The sequence below is a fragment of the Haloechinothrix salitolerans genome, assembly GCF_042662605.1.
GTDB classification, from domain to species: domain Bacteria; phylum Actinomycetota; class Actinomycetes; order Mycobacteriales; family Pseudonocardiaceae; genus Haloechinothrix_A; species Haloechinothrix_A salitolerans.
The window spans coordinates 4,063,621-4,088,181 of sequence record NZ_JBHSXX010000001.1; the positions used below are offsets into that span (position 1 = coordinate 4,063,621).

22 protein-coding genes are annotated in these 24,561 nt (G+C 69.7%); 2 read left to right on the forward strand and 20 right to left on the reverse strand.

Annotated elements, in window-relative coordinates:
• Positions 1-8: 8 nt before the first annotated feature.
• Together rapZ and uvrC are read right to left on the reverse strand one after the other, a co-directional pair.
• A complete protein-coding gene (gene rapZ / locus ACFQGD_RS19245) occupies positions 9-869 on the reverse strand; it encodes an RNase adapter RapZ (RefSeq protein ID WP_345390108.1) in 861 nt (286 codons plus the stop codon).
• A 50-nt stretch (positions 870-919) separates the two neighbouring features.
• Positions 920-3,004: an excinuclease ABC subunit UvrC gene (gene uvrC, locus ACFQGD_RS19250; protein WP_390183372.1), complete on the reverse strand. Its 2,085-nt coding sequence runs from the start codon at positions 3,002-3,004 to the stop codon at positions 920-922.
• Between the two features lie 156 nt (positions 3,005-3,160).
• On the opposite strand from uvrC, the gene ACFQGD_RS19255 reads away from it, so the two are divergent.
• Both ACFQGD_RS19255 and ACFQGD_RS19260 read left to right on the forward strand, forming a co-directional pair.
• Positions 3,161-3,952, forward strand: a complete 792-nt coding sequence (locus ACFQGD_RS19255; RefSeq protein ID WP_345389986.1) for a maleylpyruvate isomerase family mycothiol-dependent enzyme — start codon at positions 3,161-3,163, stop codon at positions 3,950-3,952.
• A 13-nt stretch (positions 3,953-3,965) separates the two neighbouring features.
• Positions 3,966-4,763 carry an exodeoxyribonuclease III gene (locus ACFQGD_RS19260; RefSeq protein WP_345389983.1) on the forward strand — a complete coding sequence of 266 codons (798 nt, stop codon included), beginning with the start codon at positions 3,966-3,968 and terminating at the stop codon, positions 4,761-4,763.
• A 187-nt stretch (positions 4,764-4,950) separates the two neighbouring features.
• Here the strand turns inward: ACFQGD_RS19260 and ACFQGD_RS19265 are convergent, their stop codons facing one another.
• From ACFQGD_RS19265 to ACFQGD_RS19350, 18 genes are all read right to left on the reverse strand, one after another.
• Complete coding sequence (locus ACFQGD_RS19265) at positions 4,951-5,355, reverse strand: PH domain-containing protein (RefSeq protein ID WP_345390105.1); 405 nt, start codon at positions 5,353-5,355, stop codon at positions 4,951-4,953.
• Positions 5,356-5,480: 125 nt separating this feature from the next.
• Positions 5,481-5,990: a 6,7-dimethyl-8-ribityllumazine synthase gene (ribH, locus tag ACFQGD_RS19270; protein WP_345389980.1), complete on the reverse strand. Its 510-nt coding sequence runs from the start codon at positions 5,988-5,990 to the stop codon at positions 5,481-5,483.
• Positions 5,987-7,282 carry a bifunctional 3,4-dihydroxy-2-butanone-4-phosphate synthase/GTP cyclohydrolase II gene (locus ACFQGD_RS19275; RefSeq protein WP_345389977.1) on the reverse strand — a complete coding sequence of 432 codons (1,296 nt, stop codon included), beginning with the start codon at positions 7,280-7,282 and terminating at the stop codon, positions 5,987-5,989. The genes ribH and ACFQGD_RS19275 overlap by 4 nt, the downstream gene beginning before the upstream one ends.
• Positions 7,283-7,284: 2 nt before the next feature.
• A complete protein-coding gene (locus ACFQGD_RS19280; RefSeq protein ID WP_345389974.1) occupies positions 7,285-7,938 on the reverse strand; it encodes a riboflavin synthase in 654 nt (217 codons plus the stop codon).
• Positions 7,939-7,947: 9 nt separating this feature from the next.
• Positions 7,948-8,964 carry a bifunctional diaminohydroxyphosphoribosylaminopyrimidine deaminase/5-amino-6-(5-phosphoribosylamino)uracil reductase RibD gene (gene ribD / locus ACFQGD_RS19285; RefSeq protein ID WP_345389971.1) on the reverse strand — a complete coding sequence of 339 codons (1,017 nt, stop codon included), beginning with the start codon at positions 8,962-8,964 and terminating at the stop codon, positions 7,948-7,950.
• A complete protein-coding gene (gene rpe / locus ACFQGD_RS19290) occupies positions 8,964-9,671 on the reverse strand; it encodes a ribulose-phosphate 3-epimerase (RefSeq protein ID WP_345390102.1) in 708 nt (235 codons plus the stop codon). Before rpe ends, ribD begins: the two co-directional genes overlap by 1 nt.
• 87 nt (positions 9,672-9,758) lie before the next feature.
• Complete coding sequence (locus ACFQGD_RS19295; RefSeq protein WP_345389968.1) at positions 9,759-11,183, reverse strand: RsmB/NOP family class I SAM-dependent RNA methyltransferase; 1,425 nt, start codon at positions 11,181-11,183, stop codon at positions 9,759-9,761.
• Entirely contained in the window at positions 11,180-12,109 is a 930-nt protein-coding gene (gene fmt / locus ACFQGD_RS19300) for a methionyl-tRNA formyltransferase (RefSeq protein ID WP_345389965.1), read from the reverse strand. The genes ACFQGD_RS19295 and fmt overlap by 4 nt, the downstream gene beginning before the upstream one ends.
• Positions 12,110-12,170: 61 nt before the next feature.
• Entirely contained in the window at positions 12,171-14,210 is a 2,040-nt protein-coding gene (locus tag ACFQGD_RS19305; protein ID WP_345389962.1) for a primosomal protein N', read from the reverse strand.
• The gene (gene metK / locus ACFQGD_RS19310; RefSeq protein WP_390183367.1) at positions 14,210-15,415 is read right to left on the reverse strand and encodes a methionine adenosyltransferase; all 1,206 of its coding nucleotides are present in this window, start codon (positions 15,413-15,415) and stop codon (positions 14,210-14,212) included. The genes ACFQGD_RS19305 and metK overlap by 1 nt, the downstream gene beginning before the upstream one ends.
• A gap of 79 nt (positions 15,416-15,494) precedes the next feature.
• Entirely contained in the window at positions 15,495-16,727 is a 1,233-nt protein-coding gene (gene coaBC / locus ACFQGD_RS19315) for a bifunctional phosphopantothenoylcysteine decarboxylase/phosphopantothenate--cysteine ligase CoaBC (protein ID WP_345389959.1), read from the reverse strand.
• A 37-nt stretch (positions 16,728-16,764) separates the two neighbouring features.
• Entirely contained in the window at positions 16,765-17,037 is a 273-nt protein-coding gene (gene rpoZ / locus ACFQGD_RS19320; RefSeq protein ID WP_345389956.1) for a DNA-directed RNA polymerase subunit omega, read from the reverse strand.
• Complete coding sequence (gmk, locus tag ACFQGD_RS19325; RefSeq protein WP_345389954.1) at positions 17,034-17,675, reverse strand: guanylate kinase; 642 nt, start codon at positions 17,673-17,675, stop codon at positions 17,034-17,036. Before gmk ends, rpoZ begins: the two co-directional genes overlap by 4 nt.
• A complete protein-coding gene (gene mihF, locus ACFQGD_RS19330; protein WP_034270781.1) occupies positions 17,672-17,989 on the reverse strand; it encodes an integration host factor, actinobacterial type in 318 nt (105 codons plus the stop codon). Before mihF ends, gmk begins: the two co-directional genes overlap by 4 nt.
• A 442-nt stretch (positions 17,990-18,431) precedes the next feature.
• Positions 18,432-19,256 (reverse strand): orotidine-5'-phosphate decarboxylase, encoded by an 825-nt coding sequence (gene pyrF, locus ACFQGD_RS19335; RefSeq protein ID WP_345389951.1) that lies wholly within the window; start codon positions 19,254-19,256, stop codon positions 18,432-18,434.
• 247 nt (positions 19,257-19,503) lie between these two features.
• On the reverse strand, positions 19,504-22,842 hold the full coding sequence (carB, locus tag ACFQGD_RS19340; protein ID WP_345389949.1) for a carbamoyl-phosphate synthase large subunit: 3,339 nt from the start codon (positions 22,840-22,842) through the stop codon (positions 19,504-19,506).
• Positions 22,842-23,972, reverse strand: coding sequence for a glutamine-hydrolyzing carbamoyl-phosphate synthase small subunit (carA, locus tag ACFQGD_RS19345; protein WP_345389947.1), 1,131 nt, complete (start codon positions 23,970-23,972; stop codon positions 22,842-22,844). The genes carB and carA overlap by 1 nt, the downstream gene beginning before the upstream one ends.
• Positions 23,969-24,556: a PH-like domain-containing protein gene (locus ACFQGD_RS19350; RefSeq protein ID WP_345389945.1), complete on the reverse strand. Its 588-nt coding sequence runs from the start codon at positions 24,554-24,556 to the stop codon at positions 23,969-23,971. The genes carA and ACFQGD_RS19350 overlap by 4 nt, the downstream gene beginning before the upstream one ends.
• Positions 24,557-24,561 lie beyond the last annotated feature (5 nt).

A 24,561-nucleotide genomic window follows, 5' to 3' on the forward strand; every position in this document is an offset into this window, starting at 1 on the left:
CACCGCTCTCACTCACGGCCAAGGTCCCGGTGCACGACCTTGACCGACAGCGAGTCGTCCTCCGCCGAGAGCCGCCGGGCGAGCTCCTCCGACATCGCGACGCTGCGGTGCTTGCCGCCGGTGCACCCGACCGCCAGCGTCAGGTAGCGTTTGCCCTCTCTCCGGTAGCCGGCACCGACGATCCGCAGCAGCTCCTGGTAGCGGGTCAAGAAGTCCTCGGCACCCTCCTGGGTCAACACGTAGTTGCTCACCTCGCTGTCGAGCCCGGTGTAGTCGCGCAGCTCGGGGATCCAAAACGGGTTCGGCAGGAACCGGACGTCGACGACGAGGTCAGCGTCCATGGGCAGCCCGTACTTGTAGCCGAACGACAACACGGTGATCTTGGTGCGCAGGCTCGCCTCACTGCCGAACGTCTCCTCGATCTTGGCGCGTAGGTCGTGCACCGACAGCGATGACGTCTCCACGACGACGTCCGCCTCGTCCCGCAGCGGCGCGAGCAGCGCGCGTTCGGCGACGATGCCGTCGGAGAGTCTGCCGTCGCCTTGCATCGGGTGGGTCCGCCGCACCTGCTCGAACCGCCGGATCAACACCTCGTCGGTCGCCTCGAGGAACAGCACCCTCGGCTTGTACCCTTGCGCGTCCAACTCCTTGATCACAGCGGCGAGATCGTCGGTGAACGCCCGCGACCGGACGTCCATCACCACGGCGACCTTCGTGATCGCGCCGCGCGCCTGCGCGCCGAGCTCCACCATGGTGGTGATCAGCTCAGGCGGCAGGTTATCGACGACGAACCAGCCGAGGTCCTCAAGGCACTTCGCCGCCGTGCTGCGCCCCGCGCCCGACAGACCGGTGACAACCGCGACCTCCATACCCGAGTTGTCGGAGTCGCCGCCACCCGGCATCGTGTTCTGGCTCATGTTCACTGTTGTCCGTCCTCGTCTTGCGGATCCCGCGGTGTGTCCTGCCCTGTGCCGTGCAGTGCCGCGTAGACCGTCTCCGCTGTCGCCTGGCCGAAACCCTTGACCTCGGCGATGTCGGCGACTCGCGCCTGCTTGAGTTTCTTGACCGAACCGAAGTGCTTGATCAGCGCGGCCTTGCGGGCCTTCCCCAGCCCAGGCACGGCGTCAAGTTCCGATGCTCGCACGCGCTTGGCTCGTTTGTCCCTGTGATACCGGATCGCGAACCGGTGGGCCTCGTCGCGCACCCGCTGCAGCAGGTACAAGGCCTCAGCTGTGCGCGGCAAGATGACCGGGAACTCGTCGCCTGGCAGCCACACCTCCTCCAGCCGCTTGGCGAGCCCGATCACGGCGATGTCGGTGATGCCGAGATCACCAAGGACGTCGGCGGCGGCCGTGGCCTGCGGGCCCGCGCCGTCCACGACAAGCAGGTTCGGCGGGTAGGCGAACTTGCGCTGTTTCGGGTCCGGCGGCTCGGGAGCGTCCGTGGTGCCGGGATTGTCGGTCTCGTCTTCGGCGGCGCGCGCGGTGCCCGTGGTGCCGGACGGCGCCTCCGCTTCGGCGAGGTAGCGGGCGAAACGACGGCGCACCACCTCCGCGATCGAGGCGACGTCGCCCTTCTCTGCCGCCTCCTTGATCGCGAACCGCCGGTACTCCGACTTGCGCGGGATACCGTCCTCGAACACCACCAGCGACGCGACGACGTCCGCGCCCTGGATGTGGCTGATGTCAATGCACTCGATCCGCAGCGGCGCGGTATCGAGCCCAAGGAGATCCTGCAGCTCGTTCAGCGCGGCCGAGCGGGAGCTGAGGTCGGACGCCCTGCGCAGCTTGTGCTGGGTCAGCGCCTCCTTCGCGTTCCGCTCCACGGTCTCGGCGAGCGCGCGTTTGTCACCACGTCGCGGCACCCGCAGCCGCACCTTCGAGCCCCGCAGACCGGACAGCCACTGCGCGATGGCATCGGCGTCTTCCGGCAGCGCGGGGACCAGCACCTCGCGCGGGACCGGCGGGCCCGCGCCTTCGGCCTCAGCCGCCAGCTCGGCCTGCTCGCCGTAAAACTGGGCGAGGAACTGCTCGACGAGCTGGGCGCGCACGGCTGTGACGTCCTGTTCGCCGTCCTGTTCACCCGGCACCTCGTCGCGGTCAACCACCCAGCCACGCTGGCCGCGCACCCTGCCGCCACGCACGTGGAACACCTGCACCGCCGCTTCCAGCTCGTCGTGCGCGAACGCGACGACGTCGGCGTCCGTGCCGTCGGAGAACACCACGGCCTGCTTCTCCATCGCCCTGCGCAACGCGCCGATGTCGTCCCGCAGCCGCGCGGCGCGCTCGAAATCAAGCGACTCGGAGGCGGCGGCCATCTCACGTTCCAGCTCGCGCACCATGCTTTCGGTGCGCCCGGCGAGGAAGTCGCACAGCTGCTCGACGATCTCTCGGTGCCGCTCGGGGCTCACGTCGCCGACGCACGGCGCCGAGCACTTGTCGATATAGCCGAGCAAGCAGGGTCGTCCGATCTGCTTGTGCCTGCGGAAGACGCCGTTGGAGCAGGTGCGGGCGGGAAACACCCGCAGCAGCAGGTCCAGCGTCTCCCGGATCGCCCACGCGTGCGCGTACGGGCCGAAGTAACGCACGCCCTTCTTGCGCGGCCCCCGATACACATGCGGGCGCGGGAACTCCTCGTTGAGCGTTACCGCGAGCACCGGATACGACTTGTCGTCGCGATAGCGGACGTTGAACCGGGGGTCGAACTCCTTGATCCAGTTGTACTCCAGCTGGAGCGCCTCGACCTCGGTGGTGACCACGGTCCACTCGACATCCGCCGCCGTGTTCACCATCTGCCGCGTTCTCGGGTGCAGCCCAGCGGGGTCGGCGAAGTAACTGCTCAGCCTGCTGCGCAGGCTCTTGGCCTTGCCGACGTAGATAACCCTGCCATGGGCGTCGCGGAACTTGTACACGCCCGGCGCGTCGGGAATGCTCCCCGGCGACGGGCGGAACGAGCCGCTGCGCGACGTCCCACGGGACAGGGACGCGTGACGGGTGGTGGACAGATCAGCCACGGCACCAGCGTACGTCGCGGCGCCGACAACGGATCGCCCCCACCCGGTCACGCTCCGGGTTCCGCCGCGTGAGTCACTCGGCGACCTACCCTGCTCGGCGGCGCGATACACCGGATGATGTCGGTGGGCTCTGGCATGCTGCTCCACATGGAGATTCCGGAATATGTCGCGGCACTGCGCGACGCGGGTGAGCGGCTGACATCGGCCGCCGCGAAAGCGGGTTGGGACGCGGCGGTGCCGACGTGCCCTGACTGGACGGTGCGCGATGTTGTCTTCCACACCAGCGCGGTGCACCGCTGGGCTACCCGCCACGTGCGGGAGGCACTGACCTCACCCGGCGAGGAGCCCGATCCCGGCGCTGACCCGCACCGCGACGCCGAGCATCGTCCCGCCGATGACGCGCTGCTCGACTGGTTCCGCAAGGGCCACGCGGCGCTGCTGGACGTCATCGAATCCGCGCCCGCTGACCTGGAGTGTTGGTCATTCCTACCAGCGCCGTCACCGCTGGCGTTCTGGGCGCGCAGGCAGACACACGAGACGACGATGCACGGCGTCGACGTCGAACTCGCCGCGGGTTCTCCGACGCCGATCGATCCCGCTGTAGCGACCGACGGCATCGATGAGCTGCTCACCGGGTTCGTGATCCGGCCTTCCGGCAAGCTCCGCAGCGACTCGCCGATCACGCTCGCACTGCATGCCAGCGATACCGGCGCGGGTTGGCTGATGCGGGTGAGTACCGAACCGGTCGTCACCGAGCGGGTGGCGGATCTGCCCGCCACCGGTCCGGTCGACGGAGCGGATGTCACGATGCGCGGCAGCGCCGAGGACGTCTACCTCACGGTGTGGAACCGTCGGCCACTGAGTGCGCTGGAGACCGTGGGGGACGCCGACGCGCTGCGGGCGTGGCCGGATCTGGTGCGGGTGCGGTGGAGTCGGTAGTTAGGCTGCGACCGTGCGGATCGCCACGTGGAACGTGAACTCGGTGCGCTCGCGGCTGCCCCGACTGCTCGGGTGGCTTGAGCGCGTGAAACCGGACGTGTTGTGCCTCCAGGAGATCAAGTGCGCGGCCGAGGCGTTTCCCGTCGCCGAGGTCGCTTCGCTTGGCTACGAGGTCGCCGCGCACGGCACCGGCCGGTGGAACGGCGTGGCGATCCTGTCGCGTGTGGGGTTGGCCGACGTGACGCGGGGATTGACGGACGAGCCGGGCTACCTGGCCGACGGCGCGTTGTTCGAGACCAGCGAGCCGCGTGCGATCGGCGCGACCTGCGACGACGTGCGGGTGTGGTCGGTGTACGTGCCCAACGGCCGCGAGCCGTCGCACCCGCACTACGAGTACAAACTCCGCTGGCTGGCGGCGCTTAGGGCCACGGCGATCGCGGAGCTGGCGGAGGAGCGTCCGTTCGCCGTACTCGGTGACTTCAACGTCGCCCCGACCGACGACGACGTGTGGGACATCAGCCTGTTCGCGGAGAGTACCCACGTGACCGAGCCGGAGCGCACCGCCCTCGCCGCGCTACGCGACGCCGGACTCGCCGATGTCTTCCCGCGCGCGTTGAAGTACGACCACCCGTACACCTACTGGGACTACCGCCAGCTCGCGTTCCCGAACAACAACGGCATGCGGATCGACTTGGTGTATGGCAATCCGGCGTTCACCAAGGCCGTCACCGACTGCTACGTCGACCGGGACGAACGCAAAGGCACTGGTGCGTCCGACCACGCACCCGTCGTGGCGGACCTGGCGCTCTGAAGGCGGGTTCGCGCCTGCTCCCGGACGCGGGACAGTCTCGCCAGGCGTACCTGCGGCAGCAACTGATCGATACAGCTGATCCGCTGAGCCCTACCAACGAGCCGAGCCTGTAGACGTTTCGGTTGCTATAGCGACCACGACGTCTTCAGATCAACTCGCGCACGGGTGTGCGCCGGTACGGCCCGCGCTACTCCTGACCGTCCCGCCAGGCCTGCCGGTGCAGCGCGCGGAGCGCGCGGACGGCGGTAACCGCGCGCCAGCCGTCGACGGCCTGCACCGCCATCACGGTGTAGTACTCGTCGTCCGGCAGTTCGAGGCGGGCGAACGCCGCGCCGTCCGGGAAGCTCACCGCCAGCACCTCGCGCCACGCGAACCGCCGCGAGGTCAGCACGTTGCGCACCCGGATACCGTCGGCGTCGGCGCGCACCCGAGGCACCGCCCACAGCATCGTCGCCCCTGCCAGCAACACCCCGAGAAGGATCATCGCGACCTGATCGGACGTCCTAAACACCGCGCCGGTATCCGATCGAGGCAGCAGCAGACCGACGATGGTGAACACGATGACGATCAGCACGGCGAGCGCGCTGGCCATGATCACTGAACGGTGCGGCCGGAACCGCACCGGCTCGGTGGGAGGCTGAACGTCGCCGGAGCCCCGCGCACTGGCGTCCTCGCCACCGCCCCGCGCGCCATCGCTCTGAGTATCGTCGGCCACCGTCACGCCATCCCCTTGCTCTCGGTCCATCGCCGACGCAGTGAGCGCAGCACGTGCGCGGCGTCCAGCGCGGCGACCGTCGCCTCGTAGCCTTTGTCCTCCGCGGAGTCGGGCAGCCCAGCGCGGTCCAGTGCCTGCTGCTCGGTGTCGCAGGTCAGCACACCATTGCCCACCGGGGTGCTCTCGTCCAGCGCCACCCGGGTCAGGCCCTGGGTCACCGCGTCACAGACGTACTCGAAGTGCGGCGTGCCACCCCGGATGACCACGCCGAGCGCGACGACGGCGTCGTGGTCGCGCGCGAGCGCCTGCGCCACCACCGGCAGCTCCACCGCGCCCGCGACATGCACCACGGTCGGCTCGACGTCGAGCCGCGCCTCCTTCGCGGCTGCCTGTGCCCGGTCCAGCAGGCGCTCGGCGATCTCGGCATGCCAGCGCGTGACGACGATGCCGAGCCGGACGTGCTCGTACGCGCCAGGTTCCGGCGCGACCTCGGGACGTCCTTCACCGCTCATGCGGGTACTCCCCCGTCCTTCCCACCGGCGCGGTCCTGGCTGTTCCCCTCCAGCTGCGCACCAACGTCGTCCAGGTGTTCCAGATGCGTCAGGTCATGGCCCATGCGGTCGCGCTTGGTCTGCAAGTAGCGCAGGTTCTCCGGGTTCGGCGACACCGGCAGCGGCTCACGGCCGGTCACGCGCAGGCCATAGCCTTCAAGTCCGATCCGCTTCGCGGGGTTGTTGGTCAGCAGTCGCATCGACTTGATGCCGATGTCGCGCAGGATCTGCGCGCCGGTGCCGTAGTCGCGGGCATCGGCGGGCACACCGAGCTTGAGATTCGCGTCGACGGTGTCCTCGCCGCCGTCCTGCAACTGATACGCCTGGAGCTTGTGCATCAGGCCGATGCCTCTGCCCTCATGGCCGCGGATATAGAGGACGACACCCCTGCCCTCCTCAGCCACGGCGCGGAGCGCGGCGTCGAGCTGCGGGCCGCAGTCACAGCGCAGCGAGCCGAACACGTCCCCGGTCAGACACTCCGAGTGCGCCCGGACCAGGACGTCCTCACCGTCACCGATCTCGCCGTAGACGAACACGATGTGTTCGATGCCGTCCAGCAAGCTGTCATAGCCGATCGCGCGAAATGTGCCGTGCCGCAGCGGGATTCGTGCCTCCGCGACGCGCTCCACCTGCTTCTCGGTGCGCCTGCGGTACGCGATGAGATCCGCGATGGTGATGAGCGCGAGGTCGTGCTCGTCGGCGAACACCTTCAGCTCGTCGTAGCGAGCCATGTCGCCTTCATCCTTCTGCGACACGATCTCGCACAACACGCCAGCTGGCCGCAACCCGGCCATGCGCGCGAGGTCCACCGACGCCTCGGTGTGGCCCGGCCGCCGCAGCACGCCGCCTTCCTTCGCACGAAGCGGCACCACATGGCCGGGCCGGTTGAAGTCGTCGGCGGTGGCGGTGCGGTCAGCGAGCAGCCGGATGGTGTGCGAGCGGTCGGACGCCGAGATGCCGGTGGAGACGCCTTCCTTGGCGTCGACGGTGACCGTGTAGGCGGTGCCACGCACGTCCTGGTTCGCGTAGAACATCGGCGGCAGGTTCAGCCGGTCGGCGTCATACTCCGTCAACGGAACGCAGATGTATCCCGAGGTGTAGCGCACCATGAACGCGACAAGCTCCGGCGTCGCCTTCTCGGCGGCGAAGATCAAATCGCCTTCGTTCTCACGATCCTCGTCGTCGACGACAACGACAGGCTTACCCTCGGCGATATCGGCGATCGCGCGCTCGATCTCGGCGAACTTGTCCATCCTCACTCCTTCTCGCCGGCATTATCGCCAGGACCGTCACCGGGAGGAGCGCCGGGATCGGCGCGACCATTCCCAGCGGGTGCCGCGATCAACCGTTCCACGTACTTCGCCAGCACGTCGACTTCCAGATTCACCGGATCGCCTGGTGCCTTGCTACCCAGGTTGGTCATCTCCAGCGTCGTGGGGATCAGCGCTACCGCGAACTCGTCGTCGTCCACCGACGCCACCGTCAGCGACACACCGTCCACCGCGATCGAGCCCTTCTCGACGACGTAGCGCGCCAGGTTCCTCGGCAGCGCGAACCGCGTCATGCCGTAGGCGTCCCGGGCGAGGTAGGTACCGGTGCCGTCGACGTGGCCCTGCATGATGTGCCCGCCAAGCCTACCGCCGACCGCGGCGGCCCGTTCAAGGTTCACTCCGTCGCCGACGTGCACCTTGGCCAGGCTGGAACGCTCCAGCGTTTCGTGCACGACGTCCACGGTGAAGGTCGATCCGGCGACGTCGACCACGGTGAGGCAAACGCCGTTGACCGCGATCGAGTCGCCGTGCTTCGCGTCGGTGGTGACCAGGGGTCCTGACAAGCTCAACCGGGCGGCGTTCGGCACCTGTTCGATGCCGATGACCTCACCGATCTCCTCGACGATTCCGGTGAACACGCCTACCTCCTAGTCCTGATGTGCCGGGACCGCGCTGACCCGCACATCGTCTCCTGTCATGGTGACCTCTTCGACCACCCACCGGTGCATGTCGGTGACCGTTGACACTCCAGCATCCCCCAGCGCGGCCGGACCCGCACCAGCGAGCGCGGGTGCGATGTAGGCGAGCAGCCGGTCGATCCTGCCTGCTTTCGCGAACGCTCCCGCCAGCGTCGGGCCGCCTTCCAGCAGCACGTCGACCACCCCCCGGTCGGCGAGTTCGGTCAGGACCTTGTCCGGGTCGTGGGTAGCGATGACCACGGTATCGGCGCTGTCGTCCAGCACCCGCGCCGACTCGGGCAGCGCCCTGGTGCCGACGACGACACGCAGCGGCTGGCGATCGGTCAGGCGGCCGTCGGCGTCGCGGGCGGTGAGCCGCGGGTCATCGACGAGCACGGTGCCGGTGCCCGCCACGATGGCGTCGATCTTCGTGCGGAGATCGTGAACCTCGGCACGTGCGGGCTCGCCGGAGATCCAACGGCTGGTGCCGTCGTCGGCGGCGACCCTGCCGTCGAGGGTGGCGGCGTACTTCCACGTGACGTGCGGACGGCCGGTGCGGACGAAGTGCAGCCACGCGCGCAGCGGCCCGCGTCGGACGTCGTCGGCGAGCAGTCCTTGGGTCGTGGTGACCCCGGCCTGTTCCAGCACCGCGCTCCCGCCTTGAGCGGCCGGGGTGGGGTCGGCGACGGCGTAATGCACCGCGCGCACGCCCGCGTCGAGCAGCGCGTCAGCGCAGGGTGGAGTGCGACCGTGGTGAGCGCACGGTTCAAGCGTGACGTAGGCAATGCCGCCCCTGGCGCGCTCACCCGCGCCGCGCAGCGCCATGACCTCGGCGTGGGGTCCGCCCGGCGGCTGGGTGGCACCACGCCCCACCACGACGTCATCCGCGTCACAGATCACCGCCCCGACGGGCGGGTTCGGGCTCGTCGTACCCCGCACGGCCTCGCTGAGCGCGATCGCGTCCCGCATGGCCTGCTCCGGGGTCATCAGCCGTTGCCGTCCTGTGCGCCCTGCGCGCCGTGGCGGCAGCCCGCCGCCGACGCCGCCTGCTCGCGCAGCGCGGCGACCGCCTTCCCTGGGTCGTCGGCGCCATACACGGCAGTGCCCGCGACGAAGCAGTCCACGCCGGCCTCGGCGGCCTGCTCGATGGTGTCGTTGTTGATCCCGCCGTCGATCTCGACCAGCAGCCGCAGGTGTCCGGTATCGACAAGCCTGCGCGCGGTGCGGACCTTGTCCAGCACCTCGGGGATGAACGACTGCCCACCGAAGCCCGGCTCCACCGACATGACCAGCAGCGTGTCGTAGTGCTTGAGAATCTCGACGTAATCCTCAAGCGGGGTCTTTGGCTTGACCGACAGCCCGGCGCGCGAGCCGGCGGCCCGCAAGTTTTTGGCCAGCATGATCGGGTCGCGGGCGGCCTCGGCGTGCACCGTGACGTTGTACGCGCCCGACTCGGCGTAGCCCGGCGCCCACCGGTCGGGGTCCTCGATCATCAGGTGGCAGTCCAGCGGGACGTCGGACGTCGTCAGCAGCGACCGCACTACCGGCAGGCCGATCGTGAGGTTCGGGACGAAATGGCCGTCCATGACGTCGACGTGCACCCAGTCGGCCCGGTTGTCGCCCTCACCCGCGACCGAGGTGATCTCCTCGCCGAGGCGGGCGAAGTCGGCGGACAGGATGCTGGGTGCGATCATCGGGCGGTTCGTCACGGTACGTAGTTTACGGTTCCGCCACCCGGAGCACGGCAGGGGTGCGAGCCGGATGTGACATCGAGCGCGCGCTCACCGCGTCTTGCGGAGCAGCGCACAGAACATCGCGTCCGTCCCGTGACGGTGCGGCCACAGTTGGACGAACGGGGCGTCGCCAACGTCGGGCATGTCAGGGAACTGTTCGCGAGCGTCCAGGAGCTCCGCGCCGCTGCGGCGGGCGACCTCGCGGACGACCCCGTCGGTCTCGGCCAGATGCGGCGAGCACACCACATACGCCACGACGCCGCCGACCCGTGCCAGCCCCAGCGCCGATGTCAGCAGCTCCGCCTGGAGTTTCGTCAGGTCAGAGACGTCGGACGGCTGCCGCCGCCAGCGTGCCTCCGGACGCCTGCGCAACGCGCCAAGACCGGTGCACGGCGCGTCAACCAGCACGCGGTCGTAGCCCGCTTCCAGGCCGGGGTCACGGCCGTCGGCGACGTGCACCGTCACCGGCAGATCGGTCACGGCATGCTCCACCAGCTTCGCGCGATGCTCGGCTTGTTCCACCGCGTCCACCGTCGCGCCTTGTATCGAAGCGAGCGCGCCAAGCAACGCCGCCTTGCCACCCGGTCCAGCACAGAGGTCGAGCCAGCGTTCGTCGGGGCCGTCCAGTGGCACTGTGGTGAGGGCCCGCGCGCAGAGCTGGCTACCCTCGTCCTGCACGGCGGCGAGTCCCTCGCGCATGGGTTCGGACTCCGCAAGGTCGCCCGACCCAGGTGGCAGCCGCACCCCGTACGGCGAGTATGGCGCGACGTCGCCACCGGTGATCGCGGCAAGCTCATCGGCGCTGATCGCACCTGGTCGCGCTACCAGGTGGACGTCGGGGCGCGCGTCGTCGGCCTCCAGCGCGGCGGTCAGCTCGTCACCGGAGGTGCCCAGCGCCTCGGCGAAGGCTCGCGCGATCCACCTCGGGTGCGCGGTCCGGAGCGCGATATTGCCGATCCGGTCCTTCTCGGGCGACGGCGCGAGCTCGTCGAGCCACCGCCGCTCGTCCTTCTCCGAGATCCGGCGGAGCATGGCGTTGACGAACCCCGTGACGTACGAGCCCGCCGCGGACCGTGCCAGATCCACGCTCGACGTCACGGCGGCGTGCTCCGGAACCCTGGTCCGCAGCAGCTGGTACGCGCCGAGCCGCAGCACGTCAAGCACCGCACCGTCCACGCTGGACAAACCGCGGTCGCTGCACGCCGCGATGATCTCGTCAAGCAGCCCCCTCGCGCGGCAGGTGCCATACGTCAGCTCGGTGGCCAACGCGGCGTCACGGCCACTGATCCGCCGTTCCCGCAGCAGGTCGGGCAGCACCAGATTGGCGTAGGCGTCCCGCTCACTGACCGCGCGCAGGACGTCGAACGCCGCCTGCCGCGCCGGGTCGACCTTGGGCGGTGTCTTCGGGCCTTCCTTGCGGCGCGCCGGCCTGCTGTGGTCGGGCCGGGAAGGCTTGCGCCGGTCGTGCCTCATCGAAGCCGCTCTCCTTCGTCGATACGTGTGCCGCGCGCCCAGTCCTCTGCCGCCATCCGCTTCTTGCCCTGCGCCTGCACCTCGGTCAGCTCGACCGGGTCGGTCGCGGTGCCGACCAGTACCCTGTGTCGTTCCGCCCGCACCTCTCCGGGAGCGAGGCCATCGGCGTCTCCCGCGATCCGCACCGGCCCGAGCTTGAGGCGCTCCCCTCGGAACTCCGCCCACGCGCCGGGCTCCGGCGTCACCGAGCGCACGTGCCGGTCAACGGCGACGGCGGGCGTGTCGAACGCGACGTGGGCCTCCTCGACGGTCACCTTCGGCGCGTAGCTGCGACCCTCGTCCGACTGCGGGACCGCGCGTAGTGCGCCGTCCTCGACACCGTCCAGTGTGGACCGCAGTAGCACCGCGCCGGACTCGGCGAGCCTGCCGAGCAGCGCGCCCGCTGTGTCATCCGGCCGCACCGGCTCGGTGACCACACCGTACACCGGGCCAGCATCCAGCTCGGGCACGATCTGGAACGTCGACGCGCCCGTGATCTCGTCACCAGCCTTGATCGCGGCCTGCACCGGAGCCGCGCCGCGCCACGCGGGCAGCAGCGAGAAGTGCAGGTTGATCCAGCCGTAGGTAGGGATCTCCAACGCGGCCTCCGGCAACAGCGCGCCGTAGGCCACCGTCGGGCAGGCGTCCGGTGCCAGCTCTCGCAACCGCGCGAGGAAGTCGGGGTCACCCGCCTTCGCGGGGGTCAGCACCTCGATGCCGTGCTCATCCGCGAGCGTGCCAACCGGAGACCGCACCAGTTTGCGCCCCCGCCCCGCCCGCGCGTCCGGACGGGTGACGACGGCGACGACATCGTGCCGATCGGAGTCGAGCAGGGCACGTAAGGACGGGACTGCCACATCGGGCGTCCCCGCGAAGACCACACGCATAGTGCCGTCGAGTCTACGGGCGGCGATCGAGCGCTCGGCGCGGCGGCCAGGGTCGGCGCGATCAGATCGGGCTGAGCGGATCGAGCCGCACCCGGACGGTGTCCGGCTCCTTGCGCGCTCCCCTGCTCGCCTGCAACGCAGCGAGGGCGGCGGCGAGGGCCTTCCCGTCCACGTTCGGCACCCGCAACAGCGCTCGCTCCAGTTCGCGCTGCTCACTCTGCCGGTCGGGACGTTGCGGTGTCATCACCGGTACCGGTCCGAGCACCTCGGCCGATTCCGGCAGCACGACTTCATCCAGCGCGGCGGCCAGCGGCTCGGGTTCACCTTCCAAGCTGGCCATCCGCACGGCGGGCGGGAACCCCAGCTCGCGCCGTTCGGCGAGTTCTCGCTCCGCGTGCCAGGCCGGATCCCACCGGATCAGCGCCTGCGCCGGAACCAATCCGGCGTCGGCACCAACGACGACCCTGCCGCCCCGCTCGGCGGGCCGCACCAGGGCGGCGGCGGTCATCCAACGACGTAGCGTCTCCTCCCCAGCCCGCAGGTCCTGCCTGCCGAGCAGCGCCCAGCCGTCCAGCAGCAGTGCCGCGCCGTATCCGCCAGCGGCGACCGGCTCCGCGCCCGGGGTGGCGATGACAAGCGCGGCGGAGCCGTCGACGTGCGCGAGCACCTCCTTGCCGCCCGAGGTGCGCACCGCGACCCCTGGAAACGCCCTGCCCAGCTCCTCCGCCGTGCGGCGCGCACCGATCACCTGCGCGCGCAACTGTGCGGAACCACACGCGGGACAGCGAAACCGCGACTCCGGCACCCCACACCAGCGGCAGGCAGGCGCCCGAGCTGTTTCCTCGTGTGCCTGCTGCCCCGCGGGCACGGCCAGTGGACCGGCACAGCGGCGGCACCTCGCTGGGGTGCGGCACGACCCGCAGGCCAGCGACGGCACGTAGCCGCGCCGGGGCACCTGCACCAACACGGGAGCATCCGCCTTCAGCGCGGCACGAGCCGCTTCGAACGCGACGGCGGGCAGCCGCGCGGCACGAGCGGCCTCGTCGCGCGCCAAGTCGAAATCCTCCCCGAAACCCGTCACCCTCGGCGCATTGGAGCGCAGGCTCGTGCGGTCCGGCACAACCGGATGAGCCCAGCGGCTCTCGACGAGCAGCTGCGCCTCCGCCGTACGCGCGAACCCAGCCACCACCAGCGATGCGCCAGATAGGTGCGCCCGCTGCACCAGGACGTCGCGCACATGCGGGTACGGCGCGCGCGGTTCGGCGTGGAGGTCATCGCCGTCGTCCCACACGACGAGCAACCCGAGGTCGGTCATCGGGGCGAACATCGCCGCCCGTGTACCGACGACGACCCGCGCGGCGCCCCGGCGGGCACGCAACCAGCGGCGGTAGCGCTCGGCGGGCCCGAGGTCGGCCGACAGCGCGACGACCTGCCGCTCGCCGAGCCGCTCCGCGCACGCGTGGTGGAGCCGGGCGACGTCGCGGTAATCGGGGACGACGATGACGGTGCCCCTGCCGCTGGCGGCGACCGTAGTGGCCGCTTCGGCGAGCCGCGCGGGCCAGTCCTCACCGGGCAGGGCCTGCCACACCGCCCGCGCCCGGGTGCCCTTGCCGAGCGCGGTGAGCAGTGCGTCGCCGTGCTGGTAGCCGCCCCAACCGTGGGACACGGTGTCCGGAGTGCCAGACACAACGTCGGGAGCGTCGGACACGGCTTCGGCCTCGACTTTGGCATGGCGGGGCGGGATCGCCAGCCGCAGCACGTCGACCATGGTGCCCGCGTACTTGTCCGCGACCGCGCGGGCGAGGGTGGCGATCTCCGGCGTGAGCACCGGTTCCGGTGAGACGACCCGCTCCAGGTACGCGAGCCGACCGGTGTGGTCGGTGGTGTCCGCGCGCTCGACCAGATAGCCGTCGACGAGCTGGCCCGCGAACCGCACCCGCACCCGGCAGCCGACGACGGCGTCGTCGTGCTGGGTGTCGGCGACGCGGTAGTCGAAGGTGCGGTCCAGATGCGGGAGGCCGACGTCGACGTAGATCCGCGCGATGGGCAGCGACGGGGCGGGGCGTCGCTCCCCCTTGCGCGCGGTGGCCGCTCGTGCCATCAGGCGCCAGCGGCCTGCTTCAGCGCGTCGGCGCGGTCGGTGCGCTCCCACGGCAGATCGACGTCGAGACGGCCGAAGTGGCCATACGCCGCCGTCCGCGCGTAGATCGGGCGCAGCAGGTCGAGGTCCCGGATGATCGCGGCAGGACGCAGGTCGAACACTTCGGTGATGGCCTGCTGGATCTTGGCGGGATCGACGGTCTCGGTGCCGAACGTCTCCACGAACAGCCCGACAGGGGCTGCCTTGCCGATGGCGTAGGCGACCTGCACCTCGATCCGGCTGGCGAGCCCCGCGGTCACCGCGTTCTTGGCGACCCAGCGCATCGCGTACGCGGCGGAACGGTCCACCTTCGACGGGTCCTTACCGGAGAAGGCGCCACCACCGTGGCGGGCCATACCGCCGTAGGTATCGACGATGATCTTCCGGCCGGTCAGCCCGGCGTCACCCATCGGACCACCGACGACGAACCGGCCGGTCGGGTTGATCAGCACCCGCATATCGGCGGAGTCCAGCGCCAGCTCAGCCAGCTCGGGCGCGATCACCCGCGCACGCACGTCGGCCGCCAAGGTATCCAGGTCGACGTCCTCGGCGTGCTGCGTGGAGACGACCACGGTGTCGAGCCGCACCGGCTGCTCCCCCGCGTACTCGATGGTCACCTGCGTCTTACCGTCTGGGCGCAGGTAGCCAAGCACGCCGTTCTTGCGCACGGCGGCGAGTCCGCGGGAGAGCCGGTGCGCCAGCGCGATCGGCAACGGCATCAGCTCGGGGGTGTCGGTGCAGGCGTAGCCGAACATGAGGCCCTGGTCACCGGCGCCCTGCTTGTCCAGGTCGTCGAGCTTGCTCTCCACCCGCGACTCGTACGCGGTGTCGACACCCTGGGCGATGTCCGGCGACTGCTGGTCGATCGCCACGTTGACACCGCAGGACGCGCCATCGAAACCTTTGGCCGAGCTGTCGTAGCCGATACCGAGGACGGTCTCGCGCACGATCGACGGAATGTCGGCGTAGGCCTTCGTCGTCACCTCGCCCGCTATGTGCACCTGTCCGGTCGTGATCAACGTCTCGACCGCGACCCTGCTGTTCGGGTCCTGCGCCAGCAGCTCGTCCAGCACGGAGTCGCTGATGGCGTCACAGATCTTGTCCGGGTGCCCCTCGGTCACCGACTCGGAGCTGAACAGCCTGGTTTGCGATGCGGTCACGGTCATGCCTCGATTCTTCGCCGTACGCGCTCCCCGCGCTTGGGATCAGATTACGCGCCGCTACGCGGGCGGTGTCGCGAGTGCATCACGGCTGGTGCAGCGAGGCAACGGCGTCCCACACGGCGGCGGCCAGTTGCGATTTCGAACCGAACGGGATTTGTATCTCGTCGCCGTTCGCGGCGAGCAGCCAGCCCGCGTTGTCCTCGACCTCGAACGCCTGGCCCTCACCTACGGCATTGACGACTAGCAGGTCACTGCCCTTACGGCGCAGCTTGGCGCGCGCATGGTGCAGCACGTCGCCGGTGCCGTCGCCGGTCTCCGCGGCGAACCCGACGATGATCTGCTCCGGCCGCCGGTGGCGCACCAGCTCGGCGAGCACGTCGGCGTTGCGTTCCAGCACCACAGGCGCGGGCTCGCCGTCGGTTTTCTTGATCTTGTACTGGGCCAGCTCGCTAGGGCGGAAATCGGCGACCGCCGCCGCCATCACGACAACGTCCGCCGCCGTGCCAACCTCGATCACAGCGTCCCGCAGCTGTGCGGCGGTGGACACGCTGACCAGGTCAACCCCGGCGGGTGTCGGCAGCGACACGGTGTGCGCCGCGACCAGGGTGACCCGCGCGCCACGGGCGGCGGCCACGCGCGCGAGCGCGTAACCCTGCTTACCGGACGACCGGTTGCCGAGATAGCGCACCGGGTCGAGCGGTTCGCGAGTGCCGCCCGCGGAGACGACCACGTGCATCCCGGTCAAGTCGCGCGGCAGCGCGTCGGGATTGGCGAGCAGTAGCTGCGCGAGATCGATGATCTCAGCGGGGTCAGCGAGCCTGCCCTTGCCGGTGTCAACGCCGGTGAGTCTGCCGGAATCCGGGTCGGGCACGATGGCGCCACGCTGTCGCAGCGTCGCGACGTTGGCCTGCGTCGCGGGGTGCTCCCACATCTCGGTGTGCATCGCCGGGAAGAAGGCCACCGGGCACCGGGCGGTGAGCAGTGTGTTGGTGAGTAGATCGTCCGCGAGCCCGTTGGCGGCCTTGGCGAGTAGATCGGCCGTGGCCGGGGCGACCACCACGAGATCGGCTTGCTGGCCAGTGCGGACGTGCTCCACCTCGGGCACGTTCGAAAACACCCCGGTGCTCACCGGGTTTCCGGACAGTGCCTCGAAGGTGGCGGCCCCGACGAAGTTCAGGGCGGCCGCCGTCGGCACGACTTTGACGTCGTGGCCCGACTCGGTCAGCCCCCGCAGCACCTCGCACGTCTTGTACGCCGCGATGCCCCCGCCGACGCCAAGCACGACGCGGGTGCCGGAACGCGGCTCACGAGCCATGGGGTGTCCTGAACTCATCGGGGTGAGCCGCTCGGGCTCACTCGCCTTCGGAGTGCTCGAGCAGGCCGGAGTGGATCTCCCGCAGCGCGATGGAGAGCGGCTTCTCCCTCGGGCCCGGCTCGACCAGCGGGCCGACGTACTCGAGCAGGCCCTCGCCGAGCTGCGCGTAGTAGTCGTTGATCTGCCGTGCGCGCTTCGCCGAGTAGATCACCAAGGCGTACTTCGAGCTGACCTTGTCGAGCAGGTCGTCGATCGGCGGGTTCGTGATGCCTTCGAGCTTGTCGCCCGACAGACCAAGCGTGGTGGTCACTCGCAACGCTCCTGTGCTGAGGTGGTGGGTGTGGTGCTCGCGGCGCGAGCGCTGTCGTCGCCGCGGTCGTCTCCGTGCAACAAGGTTAGCAACCGCTTCACGGTCCGCCGCAGGTCGGCATTGACAATGACCTCGTCGAACTCCTCCTGCGCCGCCAGCTCCTGCCTGGCCGTCTCCAGTCGCCGCTCGACGTCGGTCGAGGTCTCGGTGCCCCTGCCGACGAGCCGATCGACCATCTCGTCCCAGCTCGGCGGAGCGAGGAAAACCAGAATCGCCTCTGGCATGGCGTTACGAAGCGACCGCGCACCCTGCAGGTCGACCTCGACCAGCGCGGGCAGCCCCTCGGCGAGCCGCCGCTCGATCGGCGCCCGTGGCGTGCCAGAGCGGTGCAGGCCACCGTGGATATCGGCCCACTCGAGCAGTTCACCCTCGGAGATCATCCGATCGAACTCGGCGGCGTCGACGAAGTGGTAATCCTTCCCGTCGACCTCGCCTGGCCTGCGCTGCCGGGTCGTGGCCGACACGCTGAACCACAGCTCGGGGTATGCCTTGCGCAGCTCGTTGACGACAGTGCTCTTACCAACGCCGGCGGGGCCGGCCAGTACTACCAGCCGGCCCCTCTGCCGTGAGTCCGTCACTCGCCGCTGAACTCGGCGAGCAGCGCCTTGCGCTGCCGCTCACCGAGGCCGCGCAGCCGCCTGCTGGCCGCGATCTCCAGCTTCTCCATGGTCTGCTGCGCCCGTACCTTTCCCACGCCGGGGAGAGCCTCGAGCAGGGCGGAAACCTTCATCTTGCCAAGGATCTCGTCCTCGTCAGCCTGCTTGAGCACGTCGGCAAGGGTGGTGCCGCCGCGCTTGAGCCGCTCCTTGAGTTCGGCGCGTGCCCGGCGAGCGGCAGCAGCCTTCTCCAGCGCAGCAGCACGCTGTTCCTCGGTCAGCTGGGGAAGTGCCACGATGTCCTCCGATTAAGTCTGGTCGCTTCGTCGTCGCGACGGTACCTACCCGCGACCTTCGGCTACAACGCGGGGTATGCGTCGTGAGCTGCGTTTGGTCGCGCTGTGTTGTCGCTCTGTTCTGCTATCTGGGTCGCCGGATCGGTTCCGCTGCACCATGGGTCCGCGCGGCGGACGCCGGTCCGGCTACGCCCGTAGCTCGCGAAGAACATACCGCTAGCCGGTGCGGGACCAGCTCCCGGTGTTGATCTTCGTCTGCGCCGAGCGCTGCGCGTTCAGGTGAACGCGCACGGGCAAGACTAGCGGCATTACCACGATTGTGGGGCACTGGCATGCCGTCAATTGCCGAGGTGTCGGCCAAATCTCGCCAACGGCACGCCTGAGCCGGCCAGCGGTAACACCAGGCTCCGGCGGGATCCCCGTTCCTGTGCGGTGCTCGCCGCTATTCCCCCGGCAGGGTTGCCACCACGCGCGCGGAGGCGGCTCGCAACGCGTCGACGTCCGGCCCGTGCCGCAGGATGTCCCGTGACGAGGTCGGCAGCACCCCGGCCAGGTCAGCGCCGAAACGGCGCGTGAGGTCGTCCGTCGTGGCGCCCTGCGCGCCGAACCCTGGGGCCAGCACCGGACCGTTCAGGTGACTCAGGTCAAGGCCGTGGTCGGCCGTCGCGCCCACGACGATCCCGACGTCGCCCAGCGGCGATGCCCCGGCGTTGCGCTCCGCCGCCGCGTCAACCACGGCCTGCGCCACGCTGCGGCCGTCGGTGCTGGACACGGTGGCGAGTTGCACCGCACCGCCTTCCGGATTCGACGTCCGCGCTAACACGAACACGCCCTTACCATGCTGCTCGGCAAGCTCGATCGCGGGCGTGAGGGAGCCGAACCCGAGATACGGCGAGAGTGTCACGGCATCGGCGGCCAGCGGCGAGGCGGCGTCAAGGTAGGCCCGAGCGTAGGCGGCCATCGTTGAGCCGATGTCGCCGCGCTTGACATCGAGCAACACCAGCGCGCCCGCCTCCTGGCAGGACGCGATGGTGCGCTCAAGCACGGCGATGCCCGCCGAACCGAACGCCTCGAAGAATGCCGACTGCGGCTTGACGACGGCCGCGTCCTCCGCGAACGCCTCGACGCAACGCTGCGCGAACTGGGCGAGCCCGAAGGCGTCAGCGGGCAGCCCCCAGGCGTCCAGCAACTCGGGGTGCGGGTCGATGCCCATGCACAGGCGCCCCCGCTTCGCGACGGCGTCACTGAGGCGCTGCCCGAACGTCATGCGCCCGCTCCCCCGCTCTGTGCGACGAACAACGCTTGCACGGCGCTCGGGAGCGCGCTACTTACCGACCGCTCGCGGGTCGCACCGTGCGAAAGTTGATCAGCCTCGCTCCCTGAGTTACCAAAATTTGTCCGCTTTGCCGGATATTTTTCGTCAGCCAGGGAGTAAGGTTGATCAACTCGGCGCCCGGGGCGCCACGGCGCACGCGGCGTCCGGGCAGACCGAGCGGCCGCGACTTCCGCCGCGCTCACGACGCCGCCTGGCCCGCGCGCAGGGCCGCTTGGAGTTCCTGGAGCGAGCGGACACCGATCTCACCGCGGATGGCGGCCTCGATGCCGTGCACAGCCGCTGCGGCGCCCTGGATCGTGGTGATGCACGGGATGTCGCGGGACACGGCGGCGGTGCGGATCTCGTAACCGTCGATGCGCGGGCCGCTGTTGCCGTACGGGGTGTTGATCACCATGTCCACCCCGCCGTCCAGGATGATCTCCACGATGTCGCGCTCACCCTGCGCGGAACCCTCGCTGTGCTTGCGTACCACCGAGCAGGCGATGCCGTTGCGCCGCAGCACCTCGGCCGTGCCCGCCGTCGCAAGCACCTCGAAGCCCAAATCGGCCAGCCGCTTCACCGGGAAGATCAGCGAACGCTTATCCCGGTTGGCCACCGAGACGAACACCGTACCGGACGTCGGCAGCGGGCCGTAGGCCCCGGCCTGCGACTTGGCGAACGCCTCGCCGAACGACGCGTCGACGCCCATCACCTCGCCGGTGGACTTCATCTCCGGACCGAGCAGTGAGTCGACGCCGTGGCCTTCCGGCGTGCGGAACCGGTGGAACGGCAGCACCGCCTCCTTGACCGACACCGGCGAGTCTGGCGGCAGCGTTCCGCCATCACCGCGCACCGGGAGCACCCCGGATGCCCGCAGCTCATCGATCGTCGCGCCCAACATGATCAGCGAGCACGCCTTCGCCAGCGGCACTCCAGTCGCCTTGGACACGAACGGTGCGGTGCGCGACGCCCTTGGGTTGGCCTCAAGCACGTACAGGACGTCGTCCTTGAGCGCGTACTGCACGTTGAGCAGCCCCCGCACACCAACGCCCTTGGCGATCGCCTCAGTGGAACGCCGCACGGTCTCGAGATCGGTCGCGCCAAGCGTGATCGGCGGCAGCGCGCACGACGAGTCGCCAGAGTGCACCCCGGCCTCCTCGATGTGCTCCATGACGCCGCCGAGGTAGAGCTGCTCGCCGTCGTAGAGCGCGTCGACGTCGATCTCGATGGCGTCGTCCAGGAACCGGTCGACAAGCACCGGGTGCTCCGGGGTCACCTCGGTTGCCCGCTCGATGTAGCCCTCGAGGTGAGCCTCGTCGTAGACGATCTCCATGCCCCGCCCACCGAGCACATAGGACGGACGCACCAGCACCGGGTAGCCGATCTCGTCGGCGATCCGCTTGGCACCCTCGAACGACGTCGCCATGCCGTACTTCGGCGCGGGCAACCCGGCCGCGTCAAGCACCGCGCCGAACGAACCCCGATGCTCGGCGAGGTGGATCGCCTCCGGCGGGGTGCCGACGATCGGCACGCCCGCGTCCGCGAGCCGCTGCGCGAGCCCGAGCGGCGTCTGCCCGCCGAGCTGCACGATCACCCCGGCGACCGTGCCGGACTCCCGCTCGGCGTGCACCACCTCGAGGACGTCCTCGAAGGTCAGTGGCTCGAAGTAGAGCCGGTCGGAGGTGTCGTAGTCGGTGGAGACGGTCTCCGGGTTGCAGTTGACCATCACGGTCTCGTACCCGGCTTCACGCAGCGCGAGCGCCGCGTGCACGCAGGAGTAGTCGAACTCGATGCCCTGGCCGATGCGGTTCGGACCGGAGCCGAGGATCAGCACCTTCTGCTTCTCGGGCTGCGGCGCGATCTCTGACTCGGCGGCGGGATCGAGCTCGTAGGCCGAGTAGTGATACGGCGTCTTCGCGGCGAACTCCGCCGCGCAGGTGTCGACCGTCTTGTACACCGGCCGCACGTCGAGCCGGTGTCGCAGCGCGCGCACGCCGTCCTCCCCCGCCAGTTCCGGCCGCAGCGCGGCGATCTGGCGGTCGGACAACCCGTAGCGCTTGGCCTTGCGCAGCAACGCTTCGTCCAGCACGGCGGCCTCGACGATCTCCGCGCGTAGTTCCACGAGCGACAGGATCTGGTCCACGAACCACGGGTCGATGCCGCTGGCCTCGCTGACCTGCGCGACGCTCGCGCCGAGCCGCAGCGCCCGCTCCACGGTGTAGATCCGGCCGTCGCGCGGCGTGCGCAGGTCGTCCAAACAGGACGCGACAGTGACACCCTCGGGGTCGGGCTTGGTCCAGAAGCCGATCGCCTTGGTCTCCATCGACCGCAGCGCCTTGCCAAGCGCCTCGGTGAAGGTGCGGCCGAGCGCCATCGCCTCGCCGACGCTCTTCATCGTGGTGGTCAGCGATGGGTCCGCGCCGGGGAACTTCTCGAACGCGAACCGGGGCACCTTCACCACGACGTAGTCCAGCGTCGGCTCGAACGACGCGGGCGTCTCACCGGTGATGTCATTGGTGATCTCGTCGAGGGTGTAACCGATCGCCAGCTTCGCCGCGATCTTGGCGATCGGGAACCCGGTGGCCTTCGACGCGAGCGCCGACGACCGCGACACCCTGGGGTTCATCTCGATGACGACCATTCGGCCGGTCTCTGGATGGAAGGCGAACTGGATGTTGCAGCCGCCGGTGTCGACGCCGACCTCGCGGATCACCTTGATGCCGACGTCACGCATGTGCTGGTACTCACGGTCGGTGAGCGTCATCGACGGCGCGACGGTGATCGAGTCACCGGTGTGTACACCCATCGCGTCGAAGTTCTCGATGGAGCAGACGACGACCACGTTGTCGTGGTTGTCGCGCATCAGCTCCAGCTCGTACTCCTTCCAGCCGAGCACGCTCTCCTCGATGAGCACCTCGGTGACCGGGCTTTCCTCCAGCCCGAAGGACGCCATGCGCTCCAGATCCTCCTGGGTGTGGGCCATGCCGGAACCCAGCCCGCCCATGGTGAATGACGGCCGGATGACGACCGGCAGTCCGACCTCGGCGACGGTCTCGTGCACCTCGGCCATCGAGTGACACACCCTGCTGCGCGGGACCTCGCCGCCGATGGCGCGCACGATGTCCTTGAACTTCTGCCGGTCCTCGCCGCGCTGGATGGCGTCGATGTTGGCGCCGATCAGCTCGACGCCGTACTTCTCGAGCACACCACGCTCGTCGAGGGCGACGGCGGCGTTGAGAGCGGTCTGCCCACCGAGAGTGGCGAGGAGGCTGTCGACTGGCCGCCCAGCTTCTGCTTCCCTCGCGATGACCTGCTCCAGGAAGTCCGGCGTCACCGGCTCGATGTAGGTGGCGTCGGCGAACTCCGGGTCGGTCATGATCGTCGCGGGATTGGAGTTGACCAGGCTGACGCGCAGCCCCTCCTCCCGCAGCACCCGGCACGCCTGCGTGCCCGAGTAGTCGAACTCGGCGGCCTGGCCGATCACGATCGGGCCGGAGCCGATCACGAGCACGTGCTCGATGTCTGTGCGCTTGGGCATTACCGGCCGTCCTCCTGCATCAAAGTCGCGAAGTCGTCGAACAGCGGCGCGGCGTCATGCGGGCCCGCCGCGGCCTCGGGGTGGTACTGCACCGAGAAGGCGGGCACGTCCAGTGCCCGCACGCCCTCGACGCAGCCGTCGTTCGGGCAGTAGTGGCTGACGACGGCCTTGCCGTAGGGGCTGTCGAACTCCGTGCCCGGCTCGCCGTCCAGCGCGAACCCGTGGTTCTGCGCGGTGATCGCGACCTTCCTGGTCGCGACGTCGATCACCGGGATGTTGATGCCCCTGTGGCCGTAGCGCAGCTTGTAGGTACCCATGCCAAGTGCGCGACCGAGGATCTGGTTGCCGAAGCAAATGCCGAACAGTGGCAGCTTCCGCTCCAGCACGGCCTTGGTCAGCTCGGTGGCGTGTGTCGTCGTCGCGGGGTCGCCGGGCCCGTTGGAGAGGAACACGCCGTCAGGCTCCACCGCGAGGATGTCGTCGATGCTCGACGTCGCGGGCAACACGTGCACTTCCATGCCACGCTGCGACATCATCCTCGGCGTGTTCGACTTGATGCCGAGGTCGAGCGCGGCCACCCGGAACCGGGTCTGGCCCTGCGCGGGCACCACGTACGTCTCGGCGGTCGTGACCTCGCCCGCGAGGTCGGCGCCGCTCATCGGCGGGGACTCCAGCACATCGGCGACCATCTCGTCCACGCTCGCCAGCCCGTCACCGGAGAACACCCCGGCCCGCATCGCACCCTGCTCTCGCAGGTGGCGCGTCAGCGTGCGGGTGTCCACGCCCGCGATACCGACAACACCCTGGTTCGCCAACTCGACGTCGAGTGCCCGCGTGGAGCGCCAGTTGGACGGCACCCGCGCCGGGTCACGGACCACATAGCCCGCGACCCAGATGCGGCTGGACTCGTCGTCCTCATCGTTCCACCCGGTGTTGCCGATCTGCGGGGCGGTCTGCACCACGATCTGCCGGTGGTAGGACGGGTCGGTGAGGGTTTCCTGGTAACCGGTCATGCCGGTGCAGAACACCGCTTCGCCGAGCGCCCTGCCCTGCGCACCGTAGCCGGTGCCCCGGAACACACGCCCGTCCTCGAGGACAAGCGCTGCCGGTGGCGCGGTGGATGTGCTCACTGGGTCTCTCCCTTGTCGTCGCTGGAGTCGGACGGGCTGGCCGGTGTCGCGGCCGATGCCGCCGTGTCGGTGGCGGCCGAGGTGGCCAGTTCAGCGGGCCGGGCTGGGCGCAACGCGGCGATCCAGTCGGCGTAGGTGCCGCGGTCATCGCCCCGGAAACCGGTGTCCACCTCGGTGTCGCCGTGTTGCCATGTGATGACGAGCAGGCCGTCGGTGCCCATCACCTTGCCCGCCATGCCGCGTGCGGTGGTGACGTCGCGGATGGCGTCGGCCGCGATGAACAGGTCCCGCGCCCCGCCCCTGCTGACCACCACGCCAGCGCGGTGACGTCGCAGCGTGGCCGGACCGCGCCAGCCGACGCCGTGGGCGACGATGCGGTCCTGCCAGCGGCCCGCCGCCGTTGTGGCGACGTAGATGCCGTCCATGCTCGCGATCGGCTCACCTAGATCGACACCGTCGTCCGCGGGTGGCACCAGTGGGAACGGCGCGTACCTGGCGCGCTGTGCGGCGGCCTTGCGTCGCCAGCCCACCCACATCGCGGTGGCGCACAGCAGGAAGAACCCGACGACGACCAGGGTCATCATGAAGC